At 64.0% G+C, this 26,039-nt stretch carries 20 protein-coding genes and 2 tRNA genes; 7 read left to right on the forward strand and 15 right to left on the reverse strand.

What is annotated here, in order from left to right; all coding sequences use genetic code 11:
- The first annotated feature begins 40 nt into the window (after nt 1–40).
- A complete protein-coding gene (locus CEQ44_RS21945) occupies nt 41–1,885 on the forward strand; it encodes an ABC transporter ATP-binding protein/permease (protein ID WP_088184219.1) in 1,845 nt (614 codons plus the stop codon).
- 3 nt (nt 1,886–1,888) lie between these two features.
- On the opposite strand, the gene CEQ44_RS21950 is transcribed toward CEQ44_RS21945, so the two are convergent.
- Nucleotides 1,889–2,284 (reverse strand): thioesterase family protein, encoded by a 396-nt coding sequence (locus CEQ44_RS21950; RefSeq protein WP_088184218.1) that lies wholly within the window; start codon nt 2,282–2,284, stop codon nt 1,889–1,891.
- A complete protein-coding gene (locus tag CEQ44_RS21955) occupies nt 2,284–4,356 on the reverse strand; it encodes a S9 family peptidase (RefSeq protein WP_088184217.1) in 2,073 nt (690 codons plus the stop codon). Before CEQ44_RS21955 ends, CEQ44_RS21950 begins: the two co-directional genes overlap by 1 nt.
- Before the next feature lie 112 nt (nt 4,357–4,468).
- Between CEQ44_RS21955 and CEQ44_RS21960 the strand changes: the two genes are divergently transcribed.
- Nucleotides 4,469–6,250 (forward strand): aminopeptidase P family protein, encoded by a 1,782-nt coding sequence (locus CEQ44_RS21960; protein WP_088184216.1) that lies wholly within the window; start codon nt 4,469–4,471, stop codon nt 6,248–6,250.
- Between the two features lie 3 nt (nt 6,251–6,253).
- Here CEQ44_RS21960 and CEQ44_RS24610 read toward each other — a convergent pair whose 3' ends face one another.
- Entirely contained in the window at nt 6,254–6,394 is a 141-nt protein-coding gene (locus tag CEQ44_RS24610; RefSeq protein WP_176400317.1) for a hypothetical protein, read from the reverse strand.
- Nucleotides 6,395–6,509: 115 nt separating this feature from the next.
- Between CEQ44_RS24610 and CEQ44_RS21965 the strand changes: the two genes are divergently transcribed.
- A tRNA-Thr gene (locus CEQ44_RS21965) sits at nt 6,510–6,584 on the forward strand.
- Nucleotides 6,585–6,607: 23 nt separating this feature from the next.
- Here the strand turns inward: CEQ44_RS21965 and CEQ44_RS21970 are convergent.
- The 5 genes from CEQ44_RS21970 to paoA all read right to left on the reverse strand — a co-directional run bounded on the left by CEQ44_RS21970 (nt 6,608) and on the right by paoA (nt 12,963).
- A complete protein-coding gene (locus CEQ44_RS21970; RefSeq protein WP_306424894.1) occupies nt 6,608–6,874 on the reverse strand; it encodes a DUF1294 domain-containing protein in 267 nt (88 codons plus the stop codon).
- A 4-nt stretch (nt 6,875–6,878) separates the two neighbouring features.
- A complete protein-coding gene (locus CEQ44_RS21975; RefSeq protein ID WP_088184214.1) occupies nt 6,879–8,906 on the reverse strand; it encodes a TonB-dependent siderophore receptor in 2,028 nt (675 codons plus the stop codon).
- Between the two features lie 270 nt (nt 8,907–9,176).
- Nucleotides 9,177–11,381 carry an aldehyde oxidoreductase molybdenum-binding subunit PaoC gene (paoC, locus tag CEQ44_RS21980; protein WP_088184213.1) on the reverse strand — a complete coding sequence of 735 codons (2,205 nt, stop codon included), beginning with the start codon at nt 11,379–11,381 and terminating at the stop codon, nt 9,177–9,179.
- Nucleotides 11,378–12,334 (reverse strand): xanthine dehydrogenase family protein subunit M, encoded by a 957-nt coding sequence (locus tag CEQ44_RS21985; RefSeq protein WP_088184212.1) that lies wholly within the window; start codon nt 12,332–12,334, stop codon nt 11,378–11,380. Before CEQ44_RS21985 ends, paoC begins: the two co-directional genes overlap by 4 nt.
- A complete protein-coding gene (gene paoA / locus CEQ44_RS21990) occupies nt 12,331–12,963 on the reverse strand; it encodes an aldehyde dehydrogenase iron-sulfur subunit PaoA (protein ID WP_088184243.1) in 633 nt (210 codons plus the stop codon). Before paoA ends, CEQ44_RS21985 begins: the two co-directional genes overlap by 4 nt.
- A 328-nt stretch (nt 12,964–13,291) precedes the next feature.
- On the opposite strand from paoA, the gene CEQ44_RS21995 reads away from it, so the two are divergent.
- Nucleotides 13,292–13,366, forward strand: a tRNA-Gly gene (locus tag CEQ44_RS21995).
- A gap of 393 nt (nt 13,367–13,759) precedes the next feature.
- Complete coding sequence (locus CEQ44_RS24140) at nt 13,760–14,191, forward strand: asparagine synthase-related protein (protein WP_140419342.1); 432 nt, start codon at nt 13,760–13,762, stop codon at nt 14,189–14,191.
- On the opposite strand, the gene CEQ44_RS22000 is transcribed toward CEQ44_RS24140, so the two are convergent.
- The 4 genes from CEQ44_RS22000 to CEQ44_RS22015 form a co-directional block, all read right to left on the reverse strand.
- Nucleotides 14,120–15,049 carry an alpha/beta hydrolase gene (locus tag CEQ44_RS22000; RefSeq protein WP_256960054.1) on the reverse strand — a complete coding sequence of 310 codons (930 nt, stop codon included), beginning with the start codon at nt 15,047–15,049 and terminating at the stop codon, nt 14,120–14,122. The genes CEQ44_RS24140 and CEQ44_RS22000 overlap by 72 nt on opposite strands.
- Nucleotides 15,050–15,194: 145 nt before the next feature.
- On the reverse strand, nt 15,195–18,275 hold the full coding sequence (locus CEQ44_RS22005) for an alpha-L-rhamnosidase (protein ID WP_088184210.1): 3,081 nt from the start codon (nt 18,273–18,275) through the stop codon (nt 15,195–15,197).
- Nucleotides 18,276–18,317: 42 nt separating this feature from the next.
- Complete coding sequence (locus CEQ44_RS22010) at nt 18,318–19,613, reverse strand: glycoside hydrolase family 1 protein (protein ID WP_088184209.1); 1,296 nt, start codon at nt 19,611–19,613, stop codon at nt 18,318–18,320.
- Between the two features lie 36 nt (nt 19,614–19,649).
- Nucleotides 19,650–21,977, reverse strand: coding sequence for a TonB-dependent receptor (locus CEQ44_RS22015; protein ID WP_088184208.1), 2,328 nt, complete (start codon nt 21,975–21,977; stop codon nt 19,650–19,652).
- A gap of 186 nt (nt 21,978–22,163) precedes the next feature.
- Between CEQ44_RS22015 and CEQ44_RS22020 the strand changes: the two genes are divergently transcribed.
- Nucleotides 22,164–22,805: a TetR/AcrR family transcriptional regulator gene (locus tag CEQ44_RS22020; RefSeq protein ID WP_088184242.1), complete on the forward strand. Its 642-nt coding sequence runs from the start codon at nt 22,164–22,166 to the stop codon at nt 22,803–22,805.
- 15 nt (nt 22,806–22,820) lie between these two features.
- Here the strand turns inward: CEQ44_RS22020 and CEQ44_RS22025 are convergent, their stop codons facing one another.
- A complete protein-coding gene (locus CEQ44_RS22025; RefSeq protein ID WP_088184207.1) occupies nt 22,821–23,888 on the reverse strand; it encodes an aromatic ring-hydroxylating dioxygenase subunit alpha in 1,068 nt (355 codons plus the stop codon).
- An 88-nt stretch (nt 23,889–23,976) separates the two neighbouring features.
- Here CEQ44_RS22025 and CEQ44_RS22030 point away from each other — a divergent pair, with 88 nt between their 5' ends.
- Complete coding sequence (locus CEQ44_RS22030; RefSeq protein ID WP_088184206.1) at nt 23,977–24,921, forward strand: LysR family transcriptional regulator; 945 nt, start codon at nt 23,977–23,979, stop codon at nt 24,919–24,921.
- A 57-nt stretch (nt 24,922–24,978) separates the two neighbouring features.
- On the opposite strand, the gene CEQ44_RS24750 is transcribed toward CEQ44_RS22030, so the two are convergent.
- Nucleotides 24,979–25,302, reverse strand: a complete 324-nt coding sequence (locus CEQ44_RS24750) for a hypothetical protein (RefSeq protein WP_217895016.1) — start codon at nt 25,300–25,302, stop codon at nt 24,979–24,981.
- Between the two features lie 3 nt (nt 25,303–25,305).
- The gene (locus CEQ44_RS24755) at nt 25,306–26,019 is read right to left on the reverse strand and encodes a TonB-dependent receptor domain-containing protein (RefSeq protein WP_217895017.1); all 714 of its coding nucleotides are present in this window, start codon (nt 26,017–26,019) and stop codon (nt 25,306–25,308) included.
- Between the last annotated feature and the right edge of the window lie 20 nt (nt 26,020–26,039).

The following is a 26,039-nucleotide window of genomic DNA, read 5'->3' on the forward strand; positions in this document are numbered from 1 at the left end:
CCATTGGATTGCCGCACCATTGCCCTTACATAGCACCGCAATGCCGCCCGATATCGCCTCCTCCGCGCCGATCCCGCCCGTCTGGGCGACGCTCCGCCGCTTCCTGCCCTATCTCTGGCCCGCCGACTCCGCCGCGCTGCGCCGCCGGGTCGCGCTCGCCATGGGGCTGGTGCTGCTGGCCAAGGCCGTCAGCCTCGCCATGCCCTTCGCCTACAAGGCGGCGATCGATCGGATGGCGCCCGGCATGGAGCCGGCCGTCGGCCTCGCCATGGCGTTGGTCGCGGTCTATGCGGGCGCGCGGTTCAGCGGCGTGCTGTTCGACAACCTCCGTAACGCCGTCTTCGAAAAGGTCGGGCAGGAGGCCGGACGGCGGCTGGCCGACGATGTGTTCGTCCATCTCCACCGCCTGTCGTTGCGCTTCCATCTGGACCGCCGCACCGGCGCGGTCACTAAGATCGTGGAGCGCGGGACCAAGAGCATCGACACGATGCTCTATTTCCTGCTGTTCAACATCGCCCCGACCGTGCTGGAACTGGTCGCGGTCTGCGTCATCTTCTTCGTCAAGTTCGGCGCTGGCCTGGTTGTCGCGACCGTGGTCATGGTGGCGCTCTATATCCTCTTCACCCGCACCGTCACCGAATGGCGCAACCAGCTGCGCCGTGACATGGTGGACATGGACACCAACGCCGTCGCCCATGCGGTCGACAGCCTGCTCAATTTCGAGACGGTCAAATATTTCGGCGCCGAACAGCGCGAAGCGACCCGCTACGGCACGTCGATGCGCCGCTATGCGCAGGCGGCGGTCAAGAGCGAGAACAGCCTCGCCTGGCTCAATATCGGCCAGTCGCTCATCACCAACCTGATGATGGCCGGCGCCATGGCCTATACCGTCTGGGGCTGGAGCAAAGGACAATTCACCACCGGCGACGTGGTGCTGGTCAATACGCTGCTCAGCCAGCTTTTCCGTCCGCTCGATCTGCTCGGCATGGTCTATCGGACCATCCGCCAGGGGCTGATCGACATGGAGGCGATGTATAAGCTGATCGACACGCCGCAGGAAATCGCCGATGCGCCCGGCGCGCCGGATTTGCAGGCGCGCGGCGGTGAAGTGCGCTTCGACCATGTCCGCTTCGGTTACGACCCGGAACGCGAAATCCTGCACGATGTCAGCTTCACGGTGCCGGCCGGCAAGACGCTGGCGATCGTCGGTCCGTCCGGCGCGGGCAAATCCACCATCGCCCGCATCTTGTTCCGCTTCTACGACATTCAGTCTGGCCAGGTGTCGATCGATGGCCAGGACATAGCCGGGGTCACCCAAGCCTCGCTGCGCGCCGCGATCGGCATAGTGCCGCAGGACATGGTGCTGTTCAACGACACGGTCGGCTATAATATCGGCTATGGCCGCGAAGGCGCGACCCAGGAGGAGATCGAGGCGGCGGCCAGGGCGGCGTCGATCCATGACTTCATCCTGACTTTGCCCAAGGGCTATGACACCCGCGTCGGCGAACGCGGCCTCAAACTGTCGGGCGGCGAGAAGCAGCGCGTCGCCATCGCCCGCACTCTGCTCAAAGACCCGCCGGTGCTGGTGCTGGACGAAGCCACCAGCGCTTTGGACAGCCGCACCGAAACCGAAATCCAGACCGTGCTGCGCGACATCAGCCGCAAACGCACGACGTTGGTGGTGGCCCACCGCCTGTCGACCGTGGTCGATGCGGACGAGATCATCGTGCTGGACAAGGGCGTGATCGTCGAACGCGGCCGCCATGCCGACCTGGTCCGCGCCGACGGCCTCTACGCCCTGATGTGGAACCGCCAGGCACAGGAACGGGATGATGTGCCCGCGGAGCAGGGTATCGAGGATATGTTCGAGGTGGTGCAGCCCTGAGGCTTAATCCACGAAGTTTGCGGCCACCTCTGCGGGCACGCGCAAGATACGCCCCGTCGCCTTGTCGATGATGGCCCAAGTGGATTTGGCGGAGACCTTCACCTTGCCGTCCGGCCCGGTAAATTCGATCAGCCGGTCGAACCGCGCCCCGCGCGGCGGCTCCGGGATCCAGGTGCGCGCAGTCACGGTCTCCCCCTCCGTCACATTGCCGCGATAGTCGATCTCATGCCGCGTCACGACCCAGATATAGGCGTCGACATGGGCGGGATCGGCGTCCCGCTCCCAATGCTCGACCGATACCTGCTCCATCCACTGGACCCACACCGCATTGTTCACATGGCCCAGCACATCGATATGCTCGGGTAATGCGGTGATCTGCTTGACGAAGGATGCGGCCATTATCCCGCCACGCCCATCTGCCACAGGATGAAAGCGAACTCCTCCGCCGTCTCATGCAGGCTCTCGAACCGCCCCGATTTGCCGCCATGGCCCGCGCCCATATTGGTCTTGAGCAGCAGGATATTATCGTCGGTCTTAGTCGCGCGCAGCTTCGCCACCCATTTGGCCGGCTCCCAATAGGTGACGCGCGGATCGTTCAGCCCCGCCGTCACCATCATCGGCGGATAGGCCTGTGCGCTGACATGGCTATAGGGATCATAGCTCTGGATCGTGTGGAACGCGGCCTCATCCTCGATCGGATTACCCCATTCGGGCCATTCCCCCGGCGTCAGCGGCAACGTCTCGTCCAACATGGTGTTGAGCACATCGACGAACGGCACATGCGCCACCACCGCGCCCCAAAGGTCGGGATCGCTATTGACGACCGCGCCCATCAACTCGCCGCCGGCCGACCCGCCGGAAATGCTGATCTTGCCCTTGGACGTATAGCCCAATTCGATCAGCCCCTTCGCCACGTCCACGAAATCGTTGAACGTATTGACCCGCTTGTCGAGCTTTCCGTCCAGATACCATTGCTGGCCCAGGTCATCCCCGCCGCGAATATGCGCCAGAGCAAAGGCGAAACCGCGATCCAGCAGCGAAAGCCGGCTGGTGGAAAAGCCCGGCTCCATCGCCAGCCCATAGGCGCCATAGCCATAGAGATGCAGCGGCGCGCTGCCGTCGCGGGGCAGGTCGGCGGGATAGACGATCGACACCGGCACCTGCGTCCCGTCGCGCGCCGTGATCATCAGCCGCTCGGTGGCGTAGCGGCTGGCGTCATAGCCCGACGGGATTTCCTGCATCTTGAGCACGTCCAGCACCCCGGTCGCCAAGTCATAATCATAGATGGTGTCGGGCGTGACCATCGATTCATAGCCGATGCGCAGCTTCGTCACGTCATATTCTGGATTGTCGTCCAGCGATGCGGAATAGCTGGCTTCGGGGAAGGGGATACGTTTGGCGCTATGCGTCGCATAATCGCGCAACTCGATCTGGTCCAACCCGTCCTGCCGCCCCTCGGTGACGTAGAAGGCCTTGAACAGCGTGAAGTCGGTCAGGTAGAAATGATCGTCGGGCGCGATCACTTCGTCCCACTGGTCGGGCGCATCCAGCGTCGCCTTGACCAGCCGGAAATTGGGGTGGACGTCATTGGTCCTGATGTAGAGCGTGCCCTCATGCTCATCGACATCATATTCGCGGCCGGGCTTGCGCGCCGCGACCAGTAAAGGCTTGGCGGTGGGGTCGTCCGACGGGATCAGCCAGGCTTCGCTCGTCACATGGTCGCCGGTCGCGATGACGATCCACTTTTCCGAGGATGTAAGGCCGATCGAGACGCGGAACCCCTCATCATCCTCATGAAACAGCTCGACGTCGCTCGCCACATCCTGACCCAGCCAGTGCAGCCGCGCATTATCGGTCCGCCAATTTTCGTTGGCCAGACCATAGAGCAGCCCCTTGCTGTCCGCCGTCCACACCAGCGACGACAGCGTGTCGGCAATGACCTCTGGCAATATCTCGCCGGAAAACAGATCCTTGATCCGCGCCTCGAACCGCTCCGACCCGTTAATGTCGATCGCATAGGCCAGATAGCGACCATCCGGGCTGACCGACATCGCGCCCAGCCGAAAATATTCATGCCCTTCCGCCAGCGCCGGTTCGTCCAGGATTAGCTGGTCCTCACCCCCGGCCACCGGCTTCCGATACCATTTGCGATATTGCGCGCCGGTTTCGAACGCGCGCCAATAGATATAGTCGCCATCCTTCTGCGGCACCGACTGGTCGTCTTCCTTGATCCGCCCCTTCATTTCCTGGAACAGCGTGTCGAGCAAAGGCTTGTGCGGCGCCATCGCCCCGTCGAACCAGGCGTTTTCCGCCTCCAGATAGGCCAGGATATCTTTGTCCTGAACATCGGGATAATTGGGGTCGCGCAGCCATGCGTAGGGGTCGTCCACCGTGACGCCATGATGCGTGAAACTATGTGCACGGCGCTCGGCGACGGGGGGTAGGGAAGGGGGCTGCATGTGATCGGTCATTAACTATCCATGGTCCAGACGGGGTCATGCGCTGGAATAAGCGCGCTCGCCCCTCTATGTTGTCGCCATTATGGCCGACGCAAGAGGCCCGACATGATCCAAGGGAATAGTGATGTCCAGTTATGAAGACCGCCTGAAGGGCCTGCGCGCGCAACTGGTGCGTCAAAAGCTGGATGGTTTCGTGGTGCCGCTGACCGACGAGCATATGAGCGAATATGTCGGCGCCTATGCGCAGCGGCTCGCCTGGCTGACCGGATTCCAGGGATCGGCAGGCAGCGCCGTGGTGCTGCCGGAGGAAGCCGCGATCTTTGTCGATGGCCGCTACACGCTGCAGGTGCGTGAGCAGGTGGACGGCGCCCATTGGCAATATGAAAGCGTGCCGCAGACCTCGATCGCGGCCTGGCTGAAGGATCATGCGGGGCAGGGCGCGCGGATCGGCTACGACCCCTGGCTTCATACCCGCGCCTGGGTGAGCCAAGCGACGCAAGCGCTGGCTGAGAAGGGCGCGGAACTGGTGGCGGTGGACACCAACCCGGTCGATGCCATCTGGCCCGATCGCCCGGCGCGCAGCGACGCCAAGCTGGTCGTGCATGACGATCGCTTTGCCGGCCAGTCGGCTGCGGAAAAGCGCGCCGCCATGGCCGACTGGCTGACGGAGAAAAAGGCCGACGCCGTGGTGCTGTCGGCGCTCGATTCGATCGCCTGGACCTTCAACATCCGCGGCAAGGATGTGGAGCGCACGCCGGTCGCGCTCGCCTATGCCATCGTCCATGCCGATGCGACCGCGGACCTGTATGTCGCGCCGGAAAAGATGGACGAGGCTGTCGCCCAGTATCTGGGCAATGCGGTGCGCGTGCATGACGGCGCGACCTTCGCCGCCGCGTTGGAAGATTTCGCCGGCAAGACCGTGATCGCCGATCCCGAACGGGCGGTCGCCGCGATCTTCACCGGGCTGGACCAGGGCGGCGCGACGGTCCTGTCGCTGCGCGACCCCGCCGTGCTGGCCAAGGCGATCAAGAACGCTACCGAAATCGCCGGACACAAGGCGGCGCAGGCCCGCGATGGCGCGGCCCTCAGCCGCTTCCTGCATTGGGTCTCGGTCGAAGCGCCCAAGGGCGGCCTCACTGAACTCTCCGCCTCCGACCGGCTGGAGGCGTTCCGCAAGGATACCGGCCTGCTGGAAGACCTGTCCTTCGATACGATCAGTGGCGCGGGGCCGAATGGCGCTGTCGTCCATTACCGCGCCGAAGAAAAGACCAATCGCCCGATCGAGAACGGCACGCTTTATCTGGTCGATTCGGGTGGCCAGTATCGCGACGGCACCACCGACGTCACCCGCACCCTGGCGATCGGCACGCCGACAGGCGAAATGCGCCGCCGCTTCACCTTGGTCCTCAAGGGCCATATCGCACTCGCCCGCGCCATTTTCCCGAAGGGCACGCGCGGCGGCCAGCTCGATGTCCTCGCGCGCCAATATCTCTGGGCGGAGGGGCTGGATTATGCCCATGGCACCGGCCATGGCGTCGGCAGCTTCCTGTCGGTGCATGAAGGGCCGCAGCGCATCGCCACTTTCGGCGGCGGCGATGAGCCGCTGGTGGCGGGCATGATCCTCTCCAACGAGCCAGGCTATTACAAGACCGGCGAGTACGGCATCCGTATCGAAAATCTGGTGCTGGTGGAGGAACGCGCAGTCCCCGGCGCGGAAAAGGACATGCTCGGTTTCGAGACGCTAACCTTCGCCCCCATCGACCGAGCCCTCATCGCGACAGAACTGCTCAGCGGCGAAGAACACGCCTGGGTCGACGCCTATCACGGCGCGGTGCTGGATGTGGTCGGCCCGCAGTTGGAGGGTGATGCGCTCGCCTGGCTCAAGGCCGCCTGCGCGCCGCTCTAAGCGTCAGTCCTTGGTTTCTTCGGCGGGAGGGGGCGGCGTCGCCTCCTCCCGCGAAGCCTCCCGCGTCTGGGCCTTGCGTCGGCGCAGATTGTCGCGCAGCGCCTGCGCCAGCCGTGTCTTTTTCTCGTCCGGTGTTTCAGCCATGAAACCGGCTTAAGCAAAATGCGCCGTCGGCCGCAACCCGCCTTGACATCGGACCGGAGGGCGGCCATAGGCCCGGCCTCCGAAGCACGAACAGCGCCAAGGTGACGAATACAGTGCTGCTGTAGCTCAGTGGTAGAGCGCGTCATTGGTAATGACGAGGTCGGGAGTTCAATCCTCCCCAGCAGCACCATTTTCCCCCCGACATTTGAAACATCACAATAACGCCCAGGCGGCCGCCGCGATCGCCTGCGCCGCGACGATTAGCCACAGCAAGGTCGAGAAGGGCTGTTTGCGCGTCTTGTGACGAAACAGCCGCCGACCGGCCAGCGCGCCCGCCGATCCGCCCGCCATCGCCCACAGCAGCAGCGTGCGTTCAGGCAAGCGGCGCAGCCCCCGCCGCGCGCGCCGCTTGTCCATGCCAAACAGGGAGAAGGCGATCAGATTCGCCAGCAGCCAAGCCGTCAGGAGCAGCGCCTGAATCGGGTCAGCCCCCGAAACTGACGCCGATCCATAGCGTCCGCGGCGTGCCCAGGTCCATCGATCCGCCGGCATTGCGCGTCACCACCGTCTCGTCGAACAGATTTTCGCCCCGTGCGACCAGACTGACGCCATGGCCGACCGGCAAGCGCGCGACCGCGTCCAGCGTCAGCGCATCGGGCAGGACATCGCTTTGCAGATCGTCCTCATATTGTCTGGCGACATAGCGCAGCGTGGTGGACAGCGACGGGCCGGAGGCCGGGCTGTAGGCGACCGTGGCGCTGGCGGCATGGCGCGGGCTTTGTGCGGGGGTGAGGCCGTCAAACGCTGTGCCCGGCGCATGGACCGTGCTGTTGATATAGGCGTAGGAAGCCGACAGGCGGAAATCCCCCAGCGCCGCCGCCGCGGTCAGTTCGACGCCCTTGGCGACAATGCGATCGACATTCTGGCGCTGTCGCACATTGGTCGCGATCGTGACATTGGCGATGGCGTCGTCCAGCCGGTTGTAGAAGGCGGTGGCGGACAGGGTGACGCCAGCTACCGGCGTCAGGTCGATGCCGGCCTCAACGCCCTTCAGCTTTTCCGGGCGCAGTGCGGCATTGGCCTCGGTCCTGATCGGGAAGACCACGAACGGCCGGTAGAGTTCATTGAGCGTCGGCAGGCGGAAGCCGCTATAGGCCGCCGCCCGCAGCGCCAAGGCGTCGCTGGCGCGATACAGCGCGCCGATCCGGCCGGACAGTTCCCAGTCCGAACGATCGGCAAAGGCGCTGCCCGTCGCGGCGCTGGTGGTCGCATTGACCTCCCGGTAGAAGCCGTTGCGGATCGCCCAGCGATCGCCCCGCACGCCGCCGGTCAGCACCAGCCGACCCCCAAAACCTTCCGGGGTCCAGTCATCCTCCACGAACGCCCCCGACGTCCACTGATCGCCGCCCGCATGGCGCAGGAAGGTGCGGGGATTGGCCGCGATATTGGCGTTGAATGCATCCTCATACATGTCGCCGGTGGCGAAACGGGTATCGACCCCCAGCCGCAGCACATGGTCCGGGCCGACCGGCGGCCGGATTTCGAGCTTGCCGCCGATCCCGGTGGACGGCGTGTTGCGCTGGTCCAGCGACTTGCGGAAGGTTGAGGACGAGATGACGATGTTCGAGAAATTGCGCGCCTGGATATAGGCCAGCGCATCGACCTGCCACGGCCCGCGATCGGTATAGCGGATGCTGGCGTCCTGCCCCTGGCTCATGCTGTCCGCCCCCGCGAAGCGCAGCGTGCGGTTGTCTTCGAACAGGGTCGCGCGGAATTGCAGTTCCGACGTGGCGGAGATCGGCGCGACCGCGCGCAGGTTGGTGGACCAGCCATCATAGGCGGCCGGCACGGTGGCACCGACGCGCTGGTCCCTGGGCGTGGTCTGGAAACCGTCGCCCCGGTCCCAGCGGCCCGACAGCGACACATAACCGCCGCCCAGATCCTGGGTCAGTCCCGCGGAGACTTCGGTCGAATCGCGGCTGCCGTAAAAGGCGCTGGCGGAAAAATTGGGCAGTTGCGCGCGCGTTGCGCTGGCCAGTTCGATCGTCCCGGCGACCGCGCCTGCACCGAACGCGCCGATGCCGCCGCCGCGGGTGACGCGCACGACGGACAGCCGCTCAGGGACCAGGGCGCTGAACGGGATATAGCCGAAAAACGGATCGGCGATCGGTACGCCATCGAGCAGCACCAAGGTCCGGCTCGACGCATTGCCGCCCAGCGCACGCAGGGTCGCGCCCTGGTTGGAGGGATTGGACGATCGGCTGTCCGACCGGCGGAACTGCTGGAATCCCGCGACGTCGCCCAGCACGCTTTCGATCCGCCCCGATGCGCTGTCCATCAGCCGCTGCCGGTCGATCACCACCGACCCATAGGCCGACGTGCCGGGCGGCAGGTCCAGACCCGCGCCGGTGACGATGATCTGTGACGCTTCGCCCGGCGCCTCACCGGGGGCCTGTGCCAGAGCCAGCGTCGGTATGGACAGCAAGATGGCGGGCAATATGACAGTCTTCATGGCGATCCCCTCGACGCCGCTCTCCCTATTTTCCTTCGCTTTTGCAAACGGAAAGGGGGCGGGGAGTTGCAGGCCGAGACAGCGACTGAGACAATTGCTGTGTATATCACGCAACGTAACATATTGCTAAACAAGGATTATTTCTGACGCACGCAGTCGGCTTGAACGCGATGTGCCCTATTTCCTTGTATTATCAACAGCTTATGAGAGCGCAAAATCCGCGCTTTGTCCACGCCCCGCCGTCTTTGAAGGGACGGCGGGAAGATGTCCTCATGCCGCCTGCGCTTTCAGCAGCTTGTCGATCGTCAGCGGATAATCGCGCAAACGCAGGCCGGTGGCGTTGTAGATCGCATTGGCCACCGCCGCACCCGCGCCGCAGATACCCAGTTCGCCTACGCCCTTGGCCTTCATCGGCGAGCTTTTATCGTCCAGTTCATCGATGAACAGAACGTCCTGCTGTGGAATGTCAGCATGCACCGGAACCGCATATTCTGCCATGTCGTGATTGACGAAGAAGCCGAAGCGGGTATCGACGTCCAGCGATTCCATCAGCGCCGCACCCACGCCCATGGTCATCGCACCGATCACCTGGCTGCGCGCCGATTTGGGGTTCAGGATGCGTCCGGCCGCAAAAGCGCCGCCCATGCGGCGCACGCGGACTTCGGCCGTGTCGATATCGACGCCCACTTCGCAGAAATGCGCGCCGAAGGTCGCCTGGGCATAGCGTTTGCCCAGATCGCCATAGTCCATGCTGTCTTCGGCCCAGACGCCTTCGCGCCCAGCCAGCGTAGCCAATGTCTGGGACTTATTGTCGTGGCGGACCAGACCGTCCTCGAACTGCGCCTGATCGGCGGGATAGCCAGCTTTCTGCGCCAGCTTCGCGCGCAACGCCATCGCCGCGGCATAGACGCCCGCGGTCGAGCTGTTCGCGCCCCATTGCCCGCCCGACCCGGCGGATGCGGGAAAGCGGCTGTCGCCCAGACGCACGATCACCTGATCCAGACCGACGCCCAGCATTTCGGCCGCGGTCTGGCCGATGATCGTGTAGCTGCCGGTGCCGATGTCGGTCATGTCGGTTTCGACGATCACCTTGCCCTGCGCATCCACGCCGATCCGCGCGCCGGACTTGCTGGCCATATTGTTGCGGAACGCGACCGCCATGCCCATGCCGACCAGCCACCGCCCGTCGCGCACCTGTCCGGGCTTTGCCTTGCGCTTGTTCCAGCCGAAGCGTTCCGATCCGGCGCGCAGGCACTCCACCAGCTTGCGGCTGGAATAGGGGCGCTGCGGCCCGGCTTCGGGATCATATTGCACATCGTTGCGGATGCGCAGTTCAACCGGATCGACGCCGCAAGCCTCCGCCAGTTCGTCCATCGCGACTTCCAGCGCCAGCAGGCCCACGGCCTCGCCCGGCGCGCGCATCGCATTGCCTTCGGGCAGGTTCAGCGTGACCAGCCGGTGGGCCGTCATCCGGTTGGGGCCACGATAGAGCAGCCGCGTCTGCGCCGCCGCGGTTTCGGGCGCGCCGCCGGGCAGGTCGCCCGACCAGACTTCATGGCCGATGGCGTCGATCACCCCGTCCTTGTCCGCGCCGATGCGGATGCGCTGGATCGTCGCAGGCCTGTGCGTTGTGTTATTGGGGATCTGGTGCCGGGCGAGGGCGACCTTGACCGGCCGCCCCACCTGCTTCGCGCCCAGCGCCGCCAGCACCGCGTCGGCGCGCAGGAACAGCTTTGATCCGAAACCGCCGCCGATATAGGGCGATACCAGCCGAACATTCTCCTTGGGGATGCCGAGCGTCTTGGCGACTTCGCCTACGCCCCAGGCGATCATCTGGTTCGATGTCCACAGCGTCAGCTTGTCGCCATTCCAGGCGGCGGTCGTGGCGTGCGGCTCCATCATCGCATGGCTCTGGTCCGGCGTGCTGTAGCGCTGGTCGATTTTCACCGCCGCCTTGGCGAAGCCGCCGTCGAAATCGCCCACCTTAGTGTCGGCCGGGCTGCCGAAACTGTCGGGCGGCATCACGCCCTTCAGGCTTTCCGCCGCCAGATCATATTTGCCGTCCTCCGGCGTATAATCGATCCGCACCAGCTTGGCGGCATCACGCGCATTTTCAAACGTGTCGGCGATGACCAGCGCCACCGCCTGCTCATAATGGTCCACCTGCGGCCCGCCCAGCAGCGGCGCGGTGTTCATGCTGCCCTTGCCCAGCTTGCCGGCATTAGCGTGGGTGACAATGCCCAGCACGCCCGGCGCAGCCTCCGCCGCGCGCAGGTCCATCGCCGCGATCCGCCCTTTGGCGATGGCGGACCCGACGATCCAACCATAGACGGCGTTGGGCGCGGCATCGTGCCGCTCATAGGCATAGGGGGCGCTGCCCGTCACCTTGGCCGCGCCATCGATGCGGTCGTGGGGAATGCCGATCACCCGGCCCTTGTCGATCGGGTTGATGCCTGCTGGCGTGTCGAACTTCATGCCCGTGCCTCCCGCTGGCGATAAAGGGACGCGAGCGTCCGTTCGACCAGTGTCTTCTTGAAGTCGTTATGATGGGTGGTGCGTGCGCCGGCCAAAGCCGCTTCGGCCACCGCCTTGGCGCCGTTTTTGGCCGCAGCGTCAGCCGCTTCTACGCGCCACGGTTTGGCGCCTATCCCGCCAAAGGCGAAGCGCGCCGTTCCGTCCTTGCCGAACACGGCCGCGACCGACACCAGCGCGAAGGCGTAGGAGGCGCGATCGCGGACCTTGCGATAGACATGGGTGCCGCCGATCGGCTTGGGCAGGGTAACCGACGTGATGATCTCGCCGGGCTTCAGGACGGTCTCCTTATGCGGCGTGTCGCCGGGCAGCAGGTGGAAGTCCGCGATCGGGATCGCCCGCGCCGCGCCGTCCGCGCCCATCGTGTCGACCTGCGCATCCAGCAGACGCATCGCCACCGCCATGTCGCTGGGATGCTGGGCGATGCAGGCGTCGCTCACGCCCAATATCGCCAGGCTGCGGCTTATCCCCTGCAGCGCGCCACAACCGCTGCCCGGCTGGCGTTTGTTGCAGGGCATGCGGGTGTCGTAGAAATAGGTGCAACGGGTGCGTTGCAACAGGTTGCCGCCGGTCGTCGCCTTGTTGCGCAACTGGCCCGATGCGCCGGCCAGCAGCGCGCGGCTGAGCACCGCATAATCGCGCCGCACGCTCTTGTCGGCCGCCAGGTCGGTATTGCGCACAAGCGCCCCGATGCGCAGCCCGCCACCGTCGGTCTTTTCGATCCGGTCCAGACCCAGATGGTTGACGTCGATCAGGTGCGTCGGCGTCTCGATCTGCAGCTTCATCAGGTCGAGCAGGTTGGTGCCGCCGGCGATAAACCGCGCGCCTTGAACCGAGCCGGCCGCTTTCGCTGCGGCCTGCACGCTGGTCGCGCGCTCATAGGTGAAGGCCTTCATGCCATTTTCTCCCCGGCTACGTCGCGCATCGCGGCGATGATGTTGGGATAGGCGGCGCAGCGGCAGATATTGCCGCTCATCCGCTCGCGCAGTTCCGCGTCGCTCAACGACACATCGTCCAGTTCCGCCGTCGCATGGCTAGGGATGCCGGCCTTGATCTCGTCCAGCACCGCGACCGCAGAGCAAATCTGCCCCGGGGTGCAATAGCCGCACTGATAGCCGTCGTGGACGATGAACGCCTTCTGCATCGGGTGCAGCTTGTCGGGCGTGCCCAAGCCCTCGATCGTCGTGACGCTTTCGCCATCATGCATTACGGCCAGCGTCAGGCAGCTGTTGATCCGCCGCCCTTCCACGATCACGGTGCAGGCGCCGCACTGGCCATGGTCGCACCCTTTCTTGGTGCCGGTCAGATGCAGATGCTCGCGCAACGTGTCGAGCAGGCTGGTGCGGGGGTCGAGCTGCAAATGCACCTCGCGCCCGTTGACGGTGAGTTCGACGGGCATCATGGCGCTTTCTCCGTTGCGCTTGGGTGCCGCGGCGGCAGCGGCCTGCGCCACCACGGGGCTGGCGGCGGCGAGGGCCGCGCTGCCCTGCAACAGGCCGCGGCGCGTCAAATGATCGGACGACATGGCTGGTCTCCCTGTTGGTTGCTGGTCACTACGAAGGGCGGGCGCAAATGATCCCGCCGCGTCAAGAAACTTATTGGCCCATTCTAGCAGAAGGATGGCGCGCGCCAAGCCACCCTTTTCGCCACCCGCCAACAGGCGATTCGCACGGCGGATGATTGGCCCGCCCGGCAACAGCATAATCCGTCTGCATCTAAAGCATTGAAAAAAAAGAACCTTTTGGCCAGTTGGGGAGAATTTCATTTTTGTGCAATTCTCCCCTTGCCCCTTCCGGCAAGCGCTGCTAGTTCCCCGCCACCCGCCGAGAGGGACACATCCTCCGGCCGCCAGAGCGGGCGTAGCTCAGGGGTAGAGCACAACCTTGCCAAGGTTGGGGTCGAGGGTTCGAATCCCTTCGCCCGCTCCAGAAATCATCGAAAAATCAATGGTTTCTGGGGCATGATGTGATTGAAAAGTTGGAAACAGAACTCCTTCAATTGGTCGTTGTCTCCACATTGTCTCCACCGAATTTGTAACTACAGCCGGCTTTGGTCAGCGGCTGGCTGGCCGTGATCGTGTCGGCAACTCATGCCATGGCGCGAAGCGGATGTGCTGCGATCCGAGGTTAGCTGGCGGTGGACCAACCTCAAATCGACCACCTATGTATCGAGCCTTCGGCCCAGATGTGTGCAGACGCATCAGCATGCACGGTTGGCAATCCCACATGACCGTCATGCAATTGTCACAAAGCGAAAAAGCCATAAACTGATCGCTCATCTCGTTTCACTGATCGTTGTGAGGACGACGGGGAGCGCATAGAATGAGAAAGGCGTCGCTGCTGGGCTTCCACAATCACATCGAACGGCATCGCCCCCCCGACCTGCCGGCGACGATCATGCCGTTGCTGTCTCAGCCAATCATCGAGCTGTGTCTCTCGATACCGGGTTGGTCATGGTTCGACGGCGGTATCAATCTTTCGGTAGCGCGCGCCGCTTTTGCCGACAGGCGCCCGACAGCGACGGTGAGGCGCACCGTCAAAGGTCGACCGGACAGTTTCGCGCTGGAAATCTACGACGCACACCGGGACACGCAGCGTGAAATGCTGGGTGAAGGCCTTTTGCGGCAAAAAGGGGATTATCGACTGGCATGGTGTGGAGACGGTCCTGATCAACACTGCGCCTTAAGGCGCGGGTGCGGGTGCTGGCCGGTCCTGCATGTCGAGCCAGGCGAGGAGTTCGGTCATGATGAGTGATGTCGTCGAACCCTGAAATCCCATACCGAAACCATGACCGCCCGACTGATAGGCGTGCAGTTCAACCGCCTTGCCCGCGCGATGCCAAGCCTGGGTCAGCGGAAATCCCCCCGTCGGAAAGAGAGGGTCGTCAAAGGCGATCGCAGCGAACATCGGCGGCGCATCGGCCGGCACGTCGATAGCGGCCTGGGGCCCATAGACATAAGCGAGATAGTCAGGCCCCTCGCCCGGCGGTGCGGAGAGCACCGTATTCAGGGACAGCATCGCACCGGCGGAAAAGCCGAGCATGCCGACTTTCTTGGGATCGATATGATAGTCGCGCGCATGGGCGCGCACGAAGCGCAGGGCGGCCAGACCGTCCTGGGTCGCGTCCTGGTTCTGGAGCGTCGGCATCTTGCCCTCGCCCAAAAGGCCGGCGTTCATTTTCGCAAGGATATAGGGGCCAGCCTCACGCTCCGCTTTGGGGGTAGGCAGCAGCCGATATTTGAGCACGAACGCGGCATAGCCGTGATCGGCAAGAGTCTTTGCGACATTCCAGCCCTCCCATCCCAGGGACAGCATCATGAAGGCGCCGCCCGGCACCACGATGATCGCCTTGCCGTTGGCTTTGGCAGGGTCGGGCAGCACCGGCGTGATCGTCGGCTGCGTCACGTTCCTGACGACATAATTGCCCATGATCTTGGCCCAGACTTCCGACGATGCCTTGCCGCGCGCGGAATCGAGGGGAAGAGCATCAGGTTCGCTCGGCGCCACCGCAGACACTGCCGGGGGCATGGTGGCGGGCTGCGCCGCCAATCCGGCTTTGCTTCCGACCATCGCAAGTGTCAGTAGCAAAGCTCCAAGTCTGTATGTCGTCATTTTTGTTCCTCCTCGGCTGCAAGCCCGTTCGAAATCACGGAAAATCAGATCTTAAAAGTCGAACGCCGCGCGCGCGCGTCCCTGATGGATGAGCACGATTGGCGGGATGGTCCGCTTGTCGTTTGATAAACCGGGAACGCTATTCTCAGAAGCTGAGCCTGTGCTTGCCGGGACCGACCGTTCGGCGATCCTGGGCAAAGAGAACTTCCGCGGAAGAATTGGGTGGAACGGTCAATGCCAGTTGCGCGCGCCCGTCTCGATAGGACCATTGCGTCTCGATCCGACCCCTGACGCTGTCCACGCGGGCGCCGAACCGGGCGATGCGACTGTCGAGCACCGGCGCGACGCGGAATTTCGCAAAGCCCGGTTCGATCGGATCGATGCCGGCGACACGGCGGTAGAGAAATCCGCAGACGGCGCCGAGCGCATAATGGTTGAACGAGTTCATCGCCACGTCGCCGGTATCGCCGTTCCATCTCTCCCAGATCGTCGTGGCCCCACGCTTGACCATATAGCCCCAGGAGGGGAAATCGGTGCGCAGCAGCAGATCCCAGGCAAGCCCGGTTTCGCCGACATCGGCCAGCGCGTCCAGCGCCAGGGGCGTGCCAAGGAAGCCGGTCGACAGCAAGGTGCCGCGCCGGCGGATGTCCGCCGCGAGCAAAGCGCCCGCCCCGGCGCGCAAGGTGTCGGGGACGAGACCCAGGCGCAATGCCAGGATATAGCTGCAATGGCTGCCATTGCCGACGGTGCCGTCCGCCTTGATGAAGGCTTTGGCGAAGGCGGCACGCACGTGGCCGTGTTGCGTGCGCCATCGGGCGGCGTCGGCGGTGCGACCGGTCCATGCGGCCATCTGCGCCAGCTGATCCAGCGACCGCGCGAGCATGGCCGTACCGATCAACGCCTTGGGCGTGGTTTCGTCCATCGGTGATTTCGCATCGAGCGCCAGCCAGTCGCCCAGGTCCGCGCCACGCCCCTTGTTCCACAGCCCGTCGGGATTGGCCGCCACTATGCCGCCGACATAGGCCGTCATCGCGTCCCAATTCTCATCGACCACCATGCGGTCGCCGCTGTGAAGATAGGCGGTATAGGGCAGCATCACACCGGCATCGGCCCACCCCGGCGTGGCGCTGTCTGTGCCCCAGCCCAGCCCCTCCGGCGAGGGCGCCCAGAGCGGATAGGCGCCGTTCGCGCCCTGCGCCGCGCGCAGGATGCGGCTGTAGGACCGGGTGAAGGCGCCGACATCCATATTGAAGCTCGCCGCGTCCCAGAATATCTGCGCGTCCCCGGTCCAGCCCAACCGCTCGTCGCGCTGGGGGCAATCGGTGGGGATGCCCATGAAGTTGGAGCGCTGGCTCCATAGCGTGTTGAGCCACAGTTTCTGCACGGTCGGCGCGTCGATTTGGAACATGCCGGTTTCCGGCATCGCGCTGGAAAGCTGGATGCCCGCGATCATGTCGTTCGTCAGGACGGCGACGCCATCCACCTCTGCATAGCGAAAGCCCTGATAGCTGAATACCGGTTCGAGCGTTTCAACGTCGGCCGTGCCGCTGAGCTGGTAACGATCCTCGGCGCGCGCGGCGCGCAGGTTGCTACGGTCCAGTTCGCCCTTAGCGGACAGGATTTCGGCATGTCGGACACGGACCAGCTGCCCGGCTTCGCCCTTGACCCGCAATCGGACGCGGCCAGCGAAATTCTGGCCGAAATCGACGATATGGCGCGACTTGCCTACCCTGCGAACGGATAGCGGGGCCAATGATCTGGTCGCGCGGACAGGGTCTGCGAGTGCCGCGACGCAGGGTGCGGTCGGCGCGGGGGCATGCCAAGCGCGATCCCAGCGACCATCGTCGAAGCCCGGCTGGTTCCAGCCTGTCGGCCACAGGCGCAGATCCTGATCCTCGCCGGCATAGATTTCGGACATCAGCACGGGCGCGCGGCTATGGCGCCAGTCGCCATCGGTCGTGATATGCTCGACCCGGCCGTCAGGTCGGGTGATTTCCAGCATCAGTCGCAGGCGGCGCGGCGCTTCGCCAAAGGCATAGCGGCCGTTGGGCGCCTGATAGCTGGCATAATAGCCGTCGCCCACCATCGCCCCGACGACATTGTCGCCATCCTGCACCAGCGACGTGACATCATGCACGCGATAGGGGATGTGGGCAGCGTAATTGGCCGGTTCGCCCTGCAATTCGTCTTCGTCGACCCGGCGGCCGTTGAGCCACAGCCGATAGCCGCCCAGGGCCGCGACATAGATGCGTGCGCGGGTGACGGCGCCCCTGCTGGCAAAGGCGCGTCGAAGCAGCCGGGCGGGCGTGGGCGGCCATGGAAAGACCGGCTGCTTATCGAGCGGTTTGGCGGGCACCCAATCGCCCTCGTCCCCCAGTCGGGTTTCCCAGCCGGTGGTGATCCGCCTGGTTGCGCCCGCCGCTCCGTTAAAGCGGATCTGCGCGGCAAGCGACACGAAGGGTTTGACGAAAAAACCCGGTGTCGGCGCCATATCGACGCGCAGAACATGGTCGCCCGCGCTGAGCCGCAGCGGCACGCGCGTCGCGGGTGCGCCGCCAAAGGCGTTGGGATCGCGTGTCGGCAAGGCGATCGGCGCGCCATCCAGCATCAGCCGCGACATCACGCCATCGCCGTGGATCGTCAGCAGCGCATCGACAGTGTCGCTGTGAAAAGCGAGGCGAAACGACCGCGGCGCGGCAGGCGAGGGGGCTGCGCCGCCGACCCATGGCGCGCCTGCGACGCGATCGTCGCGTTCGGTCGCGTCCTCGACCGCCAGCCAGTCGCCCAACCAGTCGCCCGGCTCCAGCAGGCCCATGTCCCAGGTGGCGGGCGCGCTCCAGCAGGGCGTGCCGGCCTGATCCCATATCTGGACCTTCCAATGACAGGTCTGGCCCGAACGCAGTGGCGATCCGGCGTAGAGAATACCGGTGCAATCGGCGCTTTGTGTCCGCCCGCTATCCCACAGGTCGCCGCGATCCTGCGCCAGTATCGCGGCGCTGGAGGCGACCAGCACGCGATAGGCCGCCTGCATCGCCCCGTCTCCGCCCTCGATGCGCCAGGACAGCGCCGGCTGCCGGTCGCCAATTCCGATCGGCGCGTCACGCATCGCGGTGCGCAGGCCAGTGACCGCCGCAGACGTCGCCCTGTCGGCGGCGATGGCGTGCGGCGCCCCCCATCCCACGACGGCGCCGGTGGCCAGGAAGGAGCGACGATCGAGAGCGGGCATGGGGCAGTCCTTGGCAAGACGAAAGGAAGTGGAGCGCGCGGGCTAGAGACTGTTGGCGCGCGCGTAACGGCCCAGATGCAAGCCGCTCGGCTTCATGGTGCGGCGGAAGGTCGTCCGATCGACCGCGACCAGCCCGAATTGCGCGGTATAGGCGCGGTTCCATTCGAAATTGTCGAGCAGCGACCAGTGGATATAGCCCCGCACATCGACACCATCCTTGATGGCTCGACCCAAGCCGGCAAGGCTGCCGTCGATGAAGGCGACGCGGCGACTATCGTCGGTGGTCGCCACGCCATTTTCCGAGACGATCACTGGGCGACCCGTCGCCTTTGCGACCCAGCGGACGGTCGCTTCGAGCGCCTGCGGGTAGAATTCCGTATCGGCCTGGGTCAATTCCACGCCCTGTGGTGGTGGCAGGTCCATTTCCTTGCCGACGACGGCCCGGCCATAGGTCTGGACGCCGACGAAATCATCCTTCGCCACCGCCTCGAACCAGGGGGTATAGACATGGGCGATCTTGCGCTGAAGGCCGCTTGGATCAGGCCCGGCCTGCTCGTCGGCAACGGCCAGGCTGAGGCCAAGTTGCAGGTCCGGTCGCACCGCCTTGATCGCTTCTATCGCGCGACGATGCGCTTCGGCCTGGATCGGGGCGGCACGCGCAGCATCGAAGACGGGCGTGGAGGAGAAGCGATCGCTGCCCACCGCCTTGGCCGCGGCGGCATTGCCCTGCGCGAAATAGGGCATCGTCGCGCGGAAGCCGGGTTGCCAGGACAGTTGCGCCGCCAGATTGGGTTCGTTGAATGTCAGGCCATGGCTGTAATTGGTGCCCAGCGCCTTGGCCGCGCGCTCGCAAAAACGCAGGAAATGGTCGATATTGGCGGTTTCTTCCCATCCGCCCTTCGCCGCGAACCAGCGCGGCACGGTGAAGTGCGAATAGGTGATAAAGGGCTTGATACCCAGTTCCGCGCAGCCATCCACCATGCGCCGATAATGATCGAGCGCGGCGATCGAAAATTCGCCGGGCGCAGGCTCGATCCGCGACCATTCGATGCCGAACCGATAGCAGTTGAGCCCCATCTGCTTGACCAGCGCCATATCCTCCCGCCAGCGATGATAGCTGTCGCAAGCATCGCCCGAAGGCGCAGCGAAGGCGTTGGGCTGGAGATGCTCCATAACCCAGCTGTCGCTATTGACGTTGCCGCCCTCCACCTGATGCCCTGCGGTCGCTGCGCCCCACAGAAAGTCGGGGCGGAGCTTGCGCCGGGCGGCCAGCCCCGGTCCCGCCAGCCCCGGTCCCGCCAGCGTAGCAGCCAGGCTGCCGCCAGCCAGGTGGATCATTGTGCGACGGGACATGGAAAGCATCGGGTCCATCCTTTAGAACCGGAACTGGATGTTGGCGCCGATCGTGCGCACGGAATCGAACCCGAATTGCTGCTGATAGGAGGCTACGCCCGCGATAGCGTCGCCCGCGTCCAGTCCGATGAAATTGGGATTATATTCGTTCGTGCAATTTTTGCAGAAGATGGAAAGCCGCATCCCGTTGTCCAATCGCACGCCCGCGCTGGCCCCGATCAGGTCCAGCGTCGGTACGGTGGCGCCGGGCGCGCCGTTGATCAGATAATTGATCGCCGTGCGATGATACCAGTTACCCTCGATGAAGGGATGAACCGTCCCTGACGTCTGCACTTCATACATCGCCTGCACGGATGACGTGAATTTTGGCGCTGTGGGCGTGCGGCGGCCGCGCGCGTTGAACGATCCCGTGGTCGCGCAGCTGGGTGTCGCCTGACCAGGATAACATTCTGCGCCGGCAAAATCGTCGAACTTGGAATTGAGGAACGTCGCCGACCCGTTGATCGACAGCCCGCGCAGCGGGTTGGCGTTCACGGTCAGTTCGATGCCCTTGCTCGTCACCGACGCCGCGTTCTGGACGATGAAACTTTGCAGCTGGGTGTCGAGCGACTGGGTCTGATAATTGTCGAACTTGGTGTGGAAGGCGGACGCATTGACTATCAGGCGGCGATTGAACCAGCTCGTCTTGAACCCGATTTCAGCGGTGTTCGACTTTTCCGGTTTCACCACCAACGGCGCATTGGCGGTCGCACCGGTATCGTTGAAGCCTGGCCCCTTGTAACCACGGCCGTAGGAGCCGTAGATCATGGCGTCGCGGGTCACCTGATACTGGCCGCCGGCGCGCCAGCTGAAGTCGGTGTTGCCGAAACTTTCCGATATGGCGCCGGGCACGCCCAGGGTGACGAAATAAGCGCCCCGATTCTGGTCCAGGTCGATGCTGATTTCGTCGCGCGTTACGCGACCGCCAGCGAACAGCTTGAACTGGTCGGTGACGGCAAATGTCAGCTGGCCAAAGGCGGCATAGCTGTCGGTCTTCATGCTATAGACATTGTCGCGCCCCAGAAAATAGCTGTTGCTGGTCGAACAGGTGGGGGGGAAGGCACCAGGCACGGCGGTCGCGCCGACGCAAAAGGGGAAGGTAGGCAGCAGGAAATCGGGCAGGTAGTTATTGCCCGCAATCTGGCTGCTCTGCTTGATGGTGGAATGGAAATAATAGAGGCCGGCCTGGCCGGACAGCCGATTGTCCGCGGGCAGGGCGACGCGCAGTTCGTTGGAAAACTGGTCGTAATCGGCATTGGACCGATTGATGTTCGCGCCATTGCTGTTGGTGAAATCGACATCTAGCTGCGAATCGAAATTATAGAATTTCCACGCGGCGATGTTGCTGACGACCAGCCCGCTGTCGGCCGTATAGGTCAGCGCGGCCTGCGCCCCGCCCAGTTTCAGGTCGCGCCAGAAACCGCCATCGCCTGCAACGGCGAAGTTACGGTCGCCTGCGACGATGCCCGAAGCGGCCAGGGGACCGGCATTGACGCTGCCTGCGCCCAGCTGCCGATAGGTGCGATCGTAAATACCGGCAACACCATGGGATTCGGCATATTCACCGATCACATAGAGTTCCAGTGCGGGCGTGATCTCCTGCAGATATTTGGCGCGGATGCCATATTGTTTGCGATCCAGATCGTTACGCACGCCGCTGGCGCCGACAAAATGGGTGCCGGGTTCTTCGATCGAATAGGTGCCGTTGACGCGCAGCGCGCCGGTGTCGCCGATCGGGATATTGACCGTCTGGCGTGCGATGGCGGACCATGACGCATCGCTGCTACCCGGCGTGTCGCGATTGTTCAGTTCGATGTTCGTCTCGCTGGCGAACGTGCCGATCTTTGGGCGGGTCGATACGACGTTGAGCAGGCCGGCCGACGCATTCTTGCCGAACAACAGCCCCTGCGGTCCGTTGAGCACCTCGACGCGTTCGACATCGTTGAACAACCCCTGGGTCAGGAACGGACGGCCCAGATTGACGTCGTCCAGCGCGGTTGCGACGCTCGAATCGATCGTCGTGGCAAAGGCCTGGGTGCCCACGCCCCGGATCGCGAAACTATTGTCGCTGCCAACCTGCAGGCTGGGGGCGGCGAGCGCGACCTGGGTAAGGTCATTGAGGTTGCGGGACTTGAGCGTATCGCCGCCAAGCGCGGTCACGCTGACGGGGACATCCTGCAGCCGTTCGGCCCGGCGCTGGGCGGTGACGACGATTTCGGCGACGCCTTCGCTGGGTTGGGCGGTTTGCGCCTGGACCGGCTGGACCACCCCGATCAGGCTTGCGCCCGCCAACAATATTGCTTTCCGCATCCTATCCTCCCTGGATGTGCAGATCCTCTGCACTTGCCCCCCGCTTAGGTCTTTGCCATACAAACAGTCAATCCTGATTGTTGTTATGGATATCGATCGATTTTCGTTATACATGCCGGGCAACGGGCTATTGAGAGAGCAGGATCGGTGGCGCGGCATAAGCGGTGCACCGGGGAGGAAGACCAGATGCAGGACCAAACCATACCCAAACTCCGCCGGACCCAGGAGGAGCGCACCGCTACGACCCGCATGGCGCTGATCGACGCCACGATCGCCGCGATCGGGGAATGGGGCTATGCCGGGGCCAGCACCACGCTCATCGCGCAAACAGCGGGCGTCAGCCGCGGTGCCATGCTGCATCATTTCGCGACGCGGGCGGCGTTGATGGCCGACGTCGTGCGGCATGTCTTCGATCATGAAATGGCGGAATATGAGGATGTCCGGGCCCGCACGGGACTGGGCAATCATCTCTACGACTGGCCTCGCCTGCTCTGGGCCGTGCTGGGCCGCCCGTCGGGCATGGCCGTGCTGGAGATATTGCAGGCGACGCGCAGCGATCCCGAACTGGCGGCGCTGGTCGTACCGATGCAAGAAGCGGTCGAACGATCGGCGCTAGCCGTGATGCGGGGCGCCTTTGGCGGCGACGAGGCGCAGGCCCTGACGATCATGCGCCTGATGGTGTGGTCGGTTCGCGGCCTGTCCATCGCGGAGCGCTATCTGCCCCGCCGTGCGGAGACCGAGGACGCCATAGAATTGCTCGGCCGCCTGTTGCAACAGGCGGCGCCCGGCGGGCGGATAGCGGAACTGGGGCCGTTGCTGGTAAAATAATGTAGCTGCGCCCGGTTACGCAGCCGCGCTGTCTTCCCCCCGCTGCGCCCGGAACAGGCGCTGGATGAACTGGCGGGTCTGTCGCCCGCCCACGTCGCTGGCGATGTCCAGCATCGGCCGCCCCGGTTCGCGCGCGATCCGCCGCTGCTGCATCTCCAGCACGATCTGATCTTCCTTGAAGGTGCGCGCCGTCTGTTCAAAGACGAGGTCGGGAATGTCCCCCTGGGTGATGTTGGTCGCCATCGACCAGAAATAATGGGTCGTGCCTTCGGTTTCCGGCGTGATGCCGTGGAAACCCAGCATCGACAGGCCATGCGATCGATCGCCGTCATAGGCGCCCGTGCCTTCGTCGCAGGCACCGGTGTGGATGCGGATGAACATCGGATGGAATTCGATTTCCTGCCAGCGATCGACCAGCCCGGCAAAGCCAGCCGCCGCGACATAGGTCGGCGGTGGTACAGACGACGGCATGCGGCGCTCTACCCTGACGCCATCGGGAAAGCGGGTCGCCTGCGTCGGCGTCCTGAAATGCAATTCGGGATCGCCGCCGATCGTGCGCGGATGAATATAGGGCAGGTGGGACAGGTCCATGAGGTTATCGACCAGCAGTTGCCAGTTGCCCTGCACGTCATAATGGGCGCTGCGCCAGGCCCAGCCCGGATCATTATGCCAGGGATGATCGGGAATGGCGGCCGGGTCGGCCTTTGCCGCGTCGCCCATCCATATCCACAACAAGGCGTCCTTTTCGACGAGCGGATAGCGGCGGACACGCGCAGTGGCTGGAATCTTGTCTTGCGCTGGAATACGGACGCAGGCGCCGTCGGTCGCGAATTCCAGGCCATGATAGGTGCATCGGATATTGTCCCCGACGACCATCCCCTCGCTCAGCGGCATGGCGCGGTGGCAGCAGCGATCCTCCAGCGCGGCGACCGTCCCGGCTTCGGTGCGAAACAGCACCAGGGGCTGATCCATGATCGTGCGGGCGGTGCGCGCGCCAGGCGTCAGTTCATGGCCCCACCCCGCGACATACCAGATGTCGGTAAGGAAAGAGGGTTCGCCGGCGGATGCGGGCTGCTGGGTCAATGCGCTCTCCTATTCTATCTTCCAACTGGCTTAGCGCGGTTCGAACTGATCGATGTAACTAGTTATGCTGATATGCTAGATCAGTAGGATGGATTACCGCAGACTGGATCTGAACCTGCTGGTGGTGCTCGACATCCTGCTGGAGGAGCGCGGGGTGCATGCCACCGCACGGCGGCTGAATATGAGCCAGCCCAATGTCAGTTTCGCACTCAGCAAACTGCGCCAGTTTTTCAATGATGATTTGCTGGTGCGCATCGGCAACGCCATGCAGCCCACGCCGATGGGGGATCGGCTGCGGGAGCCGGTTCGACGGATTTTGGAGACGGTCGACGCGGAGTTGATGGGTCTGCCGGTCTTCGATCCGCTCCGTTCGCAACGCTGCTTTTCGATCAGCACGTCGGACATCGGCGAACTGGTTTTCCTGCCGACATTGCTGGAGGTGCTGAAGGATCGCGCGCCGGGCGCCACCCTGCGCTGTCATTCCATGCCGCCCCAGGAACTCGAAAGGGCGATGGCGGACGGCGTGGTCGACATCGCGCTTGGCTATTTCCCGGACCTTCAGGGCAGCAGCTTCCTGTGCCAGACCCTGTTCGATCATCCCTTCAGCTGCATCGTGCGGCGCGATCACCCGACCATCGGCGACAGCCTGTCGCTCGACCAGTTTCTGGGCCTGGGTCATATTCTGGTGTCGCAAAAGGGGCGCAGCCAGGAATTGGTCGAAACCCGGATGCAGCAACTGGGCCTGTCGCGTCGCATCCAGTTGCAGTCGCCCCATTTCATGAGCGTGCCGCTGCTGGTCGCCGGGTCCGACCTGATCTCCACCGTGCCCCATGCGGTCGCGGCCATCTTGGCCACTATGGCGCCGCTCAAGCTGCTGCCGCCGCCGTTCGAAACGCCTCTCATCAGCCTTCAGCAATTCTGGCATCGCAGGGTGGATGGCGATCCGGCGATCGTCTGGTTTCGCACGCTGATCGCGCAACTGTTTCTGGGCCGCGACCCGTCCATGCCGACCGATAACCCCACAAAGCGGTAAGCGGGATTGCCATTCCGCCTACCCGCCTATGCTATGCGTCGGCCCCTATATGCCCGATCAGAAACGAAAGCCCGCGCGCACGCCATAGGTGCGGGGCGGGCGAAGCTGGTTGTAGATCACACCGGGCTTGGCCGGACTTTGCAGCGAGTTGGCGAACACCAGTTCATTTTCGATATTGTTGACAAAGCCGGTGAGCGCAAAATTGCCCGATGGCGTCTCGTAGGTCAGACGCGTGTTCGACATCATATAGCTGCCCTGCCGGCCCAGATCGAGAAAATCGAGCGAGAGATAGCGCGATGTTTCGATCCGCGTATCCATGGCGGCCGTGATCCGGCCATGATCGCCCAGCTGGAACCCATGTTCATAGCCCAGGTTGAACACCTATTAGGGCGCATTGACCAGCGATCGCCCCGAACAGTTGACGTCGAATATGCGCGCGGCCGGCGATGCGCCGGTCAGGGCCGTCGGCGTGACCGCGCAGCCGATGACGGGCGCAATGCCCGTAGTCGAATAGGCCTGATAGATCAGCTCGCCATATTTGGTGTGGAGATACTGGATGTTGGCGGAAAATTGGGCGTTGGCGGACGGCTGGAACAGGGCTTCCAGTTCAAGACCGTCGATGGTCGATTTGCCCGCATTTTCGGTGATGAAGACCGGGCCGAAGATTGAGCCTGCCGGGGTGCTGGCGACCTGAACGGGACCAAGATGGGATATCTGCCGGTCCTTATATCTCCAGTAGCAGGCTTCGGCGTTGAGCTGCACCTTGTTGTCGAAGAAGCGGTTCTTCGAGCCTATCGTATAGACCCGCATATTTTCCGGCGCGGAATAATTCCGGCCGGTCGCGGCAAACAGCGCCCCGGATTTGAAGTCGGTGGCGGCCGAAGCGTAGAGCAGCGACCGCGGACCGACATCGAACTCAACGCCCGCCTTCCAGGTCAGCTTGTTGAAGTCGACATCGGTGCGCGGATTGCTGACGATATCCAGGATGATCGGGGTGAAATTGCCCTGGGCCGGATTGACGAAGCCGGCGCTGACCGCGATGGCAGCCTTCTGGAGATTTTCGCTACGGCCCTGCGCCGTAACGATGATGTCCGCGATGCCGCCCCCGGTCGCCTAAT

Origin of the sequence: Sphingobium sp. Z007 (assembly GCF_900013425.1) — a bacterium.
Classification (GTDB): Bacteria; Pseudomonadota; Alphaproteobacteria; order Sphingomonadales; family Sphingomonadaceae; genus Sphingobium.

Excerpts from the sequence above, each read along its gene's own strand:
- paoC (WP_088184213.1), bottom strand. The coding sequence starts at position 11,381 with ATGAAGTTCGACACGCCAGCAGGCATCAACCCGATCGACAAGGGCCGG.
- CEQ44_RS21955 (WP_088184217.1), bottom strand. The coding sequence starts at position 4,356 with ATGACCGATCACATGCAGCCCCCTTCCCTACCCCCCGTCGCCGAGCGC.
- CEQ44_RS22000 (WP_256960054.1), bottom strand. The coding sequence starts at position 15,049 with ATGACGACATACAGACTTGGAGCTTTGCTACTGACACTTGCGATGGTC.
- CEQ44_RS21975 (WP_088184214.1), bottom strand. The coding sequence starts at position 8,906 with ATGAAGACTGTCATATTGCCCGCCATCTTGCTGTCCATACCGACGCTG.
- CEQ44_RS21985 (WP_088184212.1), bottom strand. The coding sequence starts at position 12,334 with ATGAAGGCCTTCACCTATGAGCGCGCGACCAGCGTGCAGGCCGCAGCG.
- paoA (WP_088184243.1), bottom strand. The coding sequence starts at position 12,963 with ATGTCGTCCGATCATTTGACGCGCCGCGGCCTGTTGCAGGGCAGCGCG.
- CEQ44_RS22020 (WP_088184242.1), top strand. The coding sequence starts at position 22,164 with ATGCAGGACCAAACCATACCCAAACTCCGCCGGACCCAGGAGGAGCGC.
- CEQ44_RS24140 (WP_140419342.1), top strand. The coding sequence starts at position 13,760 with ATGAGAAAGGCGTCGCTGCTGGGCTTCCACAATCACATCGAACGGCAT.
- CEQ44_RS21960 (WP_088184216.1), top strand. The coding sequence starts at position 4,469 with ATGTCCAGTTATGAAGACCGCCTGAAGGGCCTGCGCGCGCAACTGGTG.
- CEQ44_RS22010 (WP_088184209.1), bottom strand. The coding sequence starts at position 19,613 with ATGATCCACCTGGCTGGCGGCAGCCTGGCTGCTACGCTGGCGGGACCG.
- CEQ44_RS22015 (WP_088184208.1), bottom strand. The coding sequence starts at position 21,977 with ATGCGGAAAGCAATATTGTTGGCGGGCGCAAGCCTGATCGGGGTGGTC.
- CEQ44_RS22005 (WP_088184210.1), bottom strand. The coding sequence starts at position 18,275 with ATGCCCGCTCTCGATCGTCGCTCCTTCCTGGCCACCGGCGCCGTCGTG.
- CEQ44_RS21950 (WP_088184218.1), bottom strand. The coding sequence starts at position 2,284 with ATGGCCGCATCCTTCGTCAAGCAGATCACCGCATTACCCGAGCATATC.
- CEQ44_RS24610 (WP_176400317.1), bottom strand. The coding sequence starts at position 6,394 with ATGGCTGAAACACCGGACGAGAAAAAGACACGGCTGGCGCAGGCGCTG.
- CEQ44_RS21945 (WP_088184219.1), top strand. The coding sequence starts at position 41 with ATGCCGCCCGATATCGCCTCCTCCGCGCCGATCCCGCCCGTCTGGGCG.
- CEQ44_RS22030 (WP_088184206.1), top strand. The coding sequence starts at position 23,977 with ATGGATTACCGCAGACTGGATCTGAACCTGCTGGTGGTGCTCGACATC.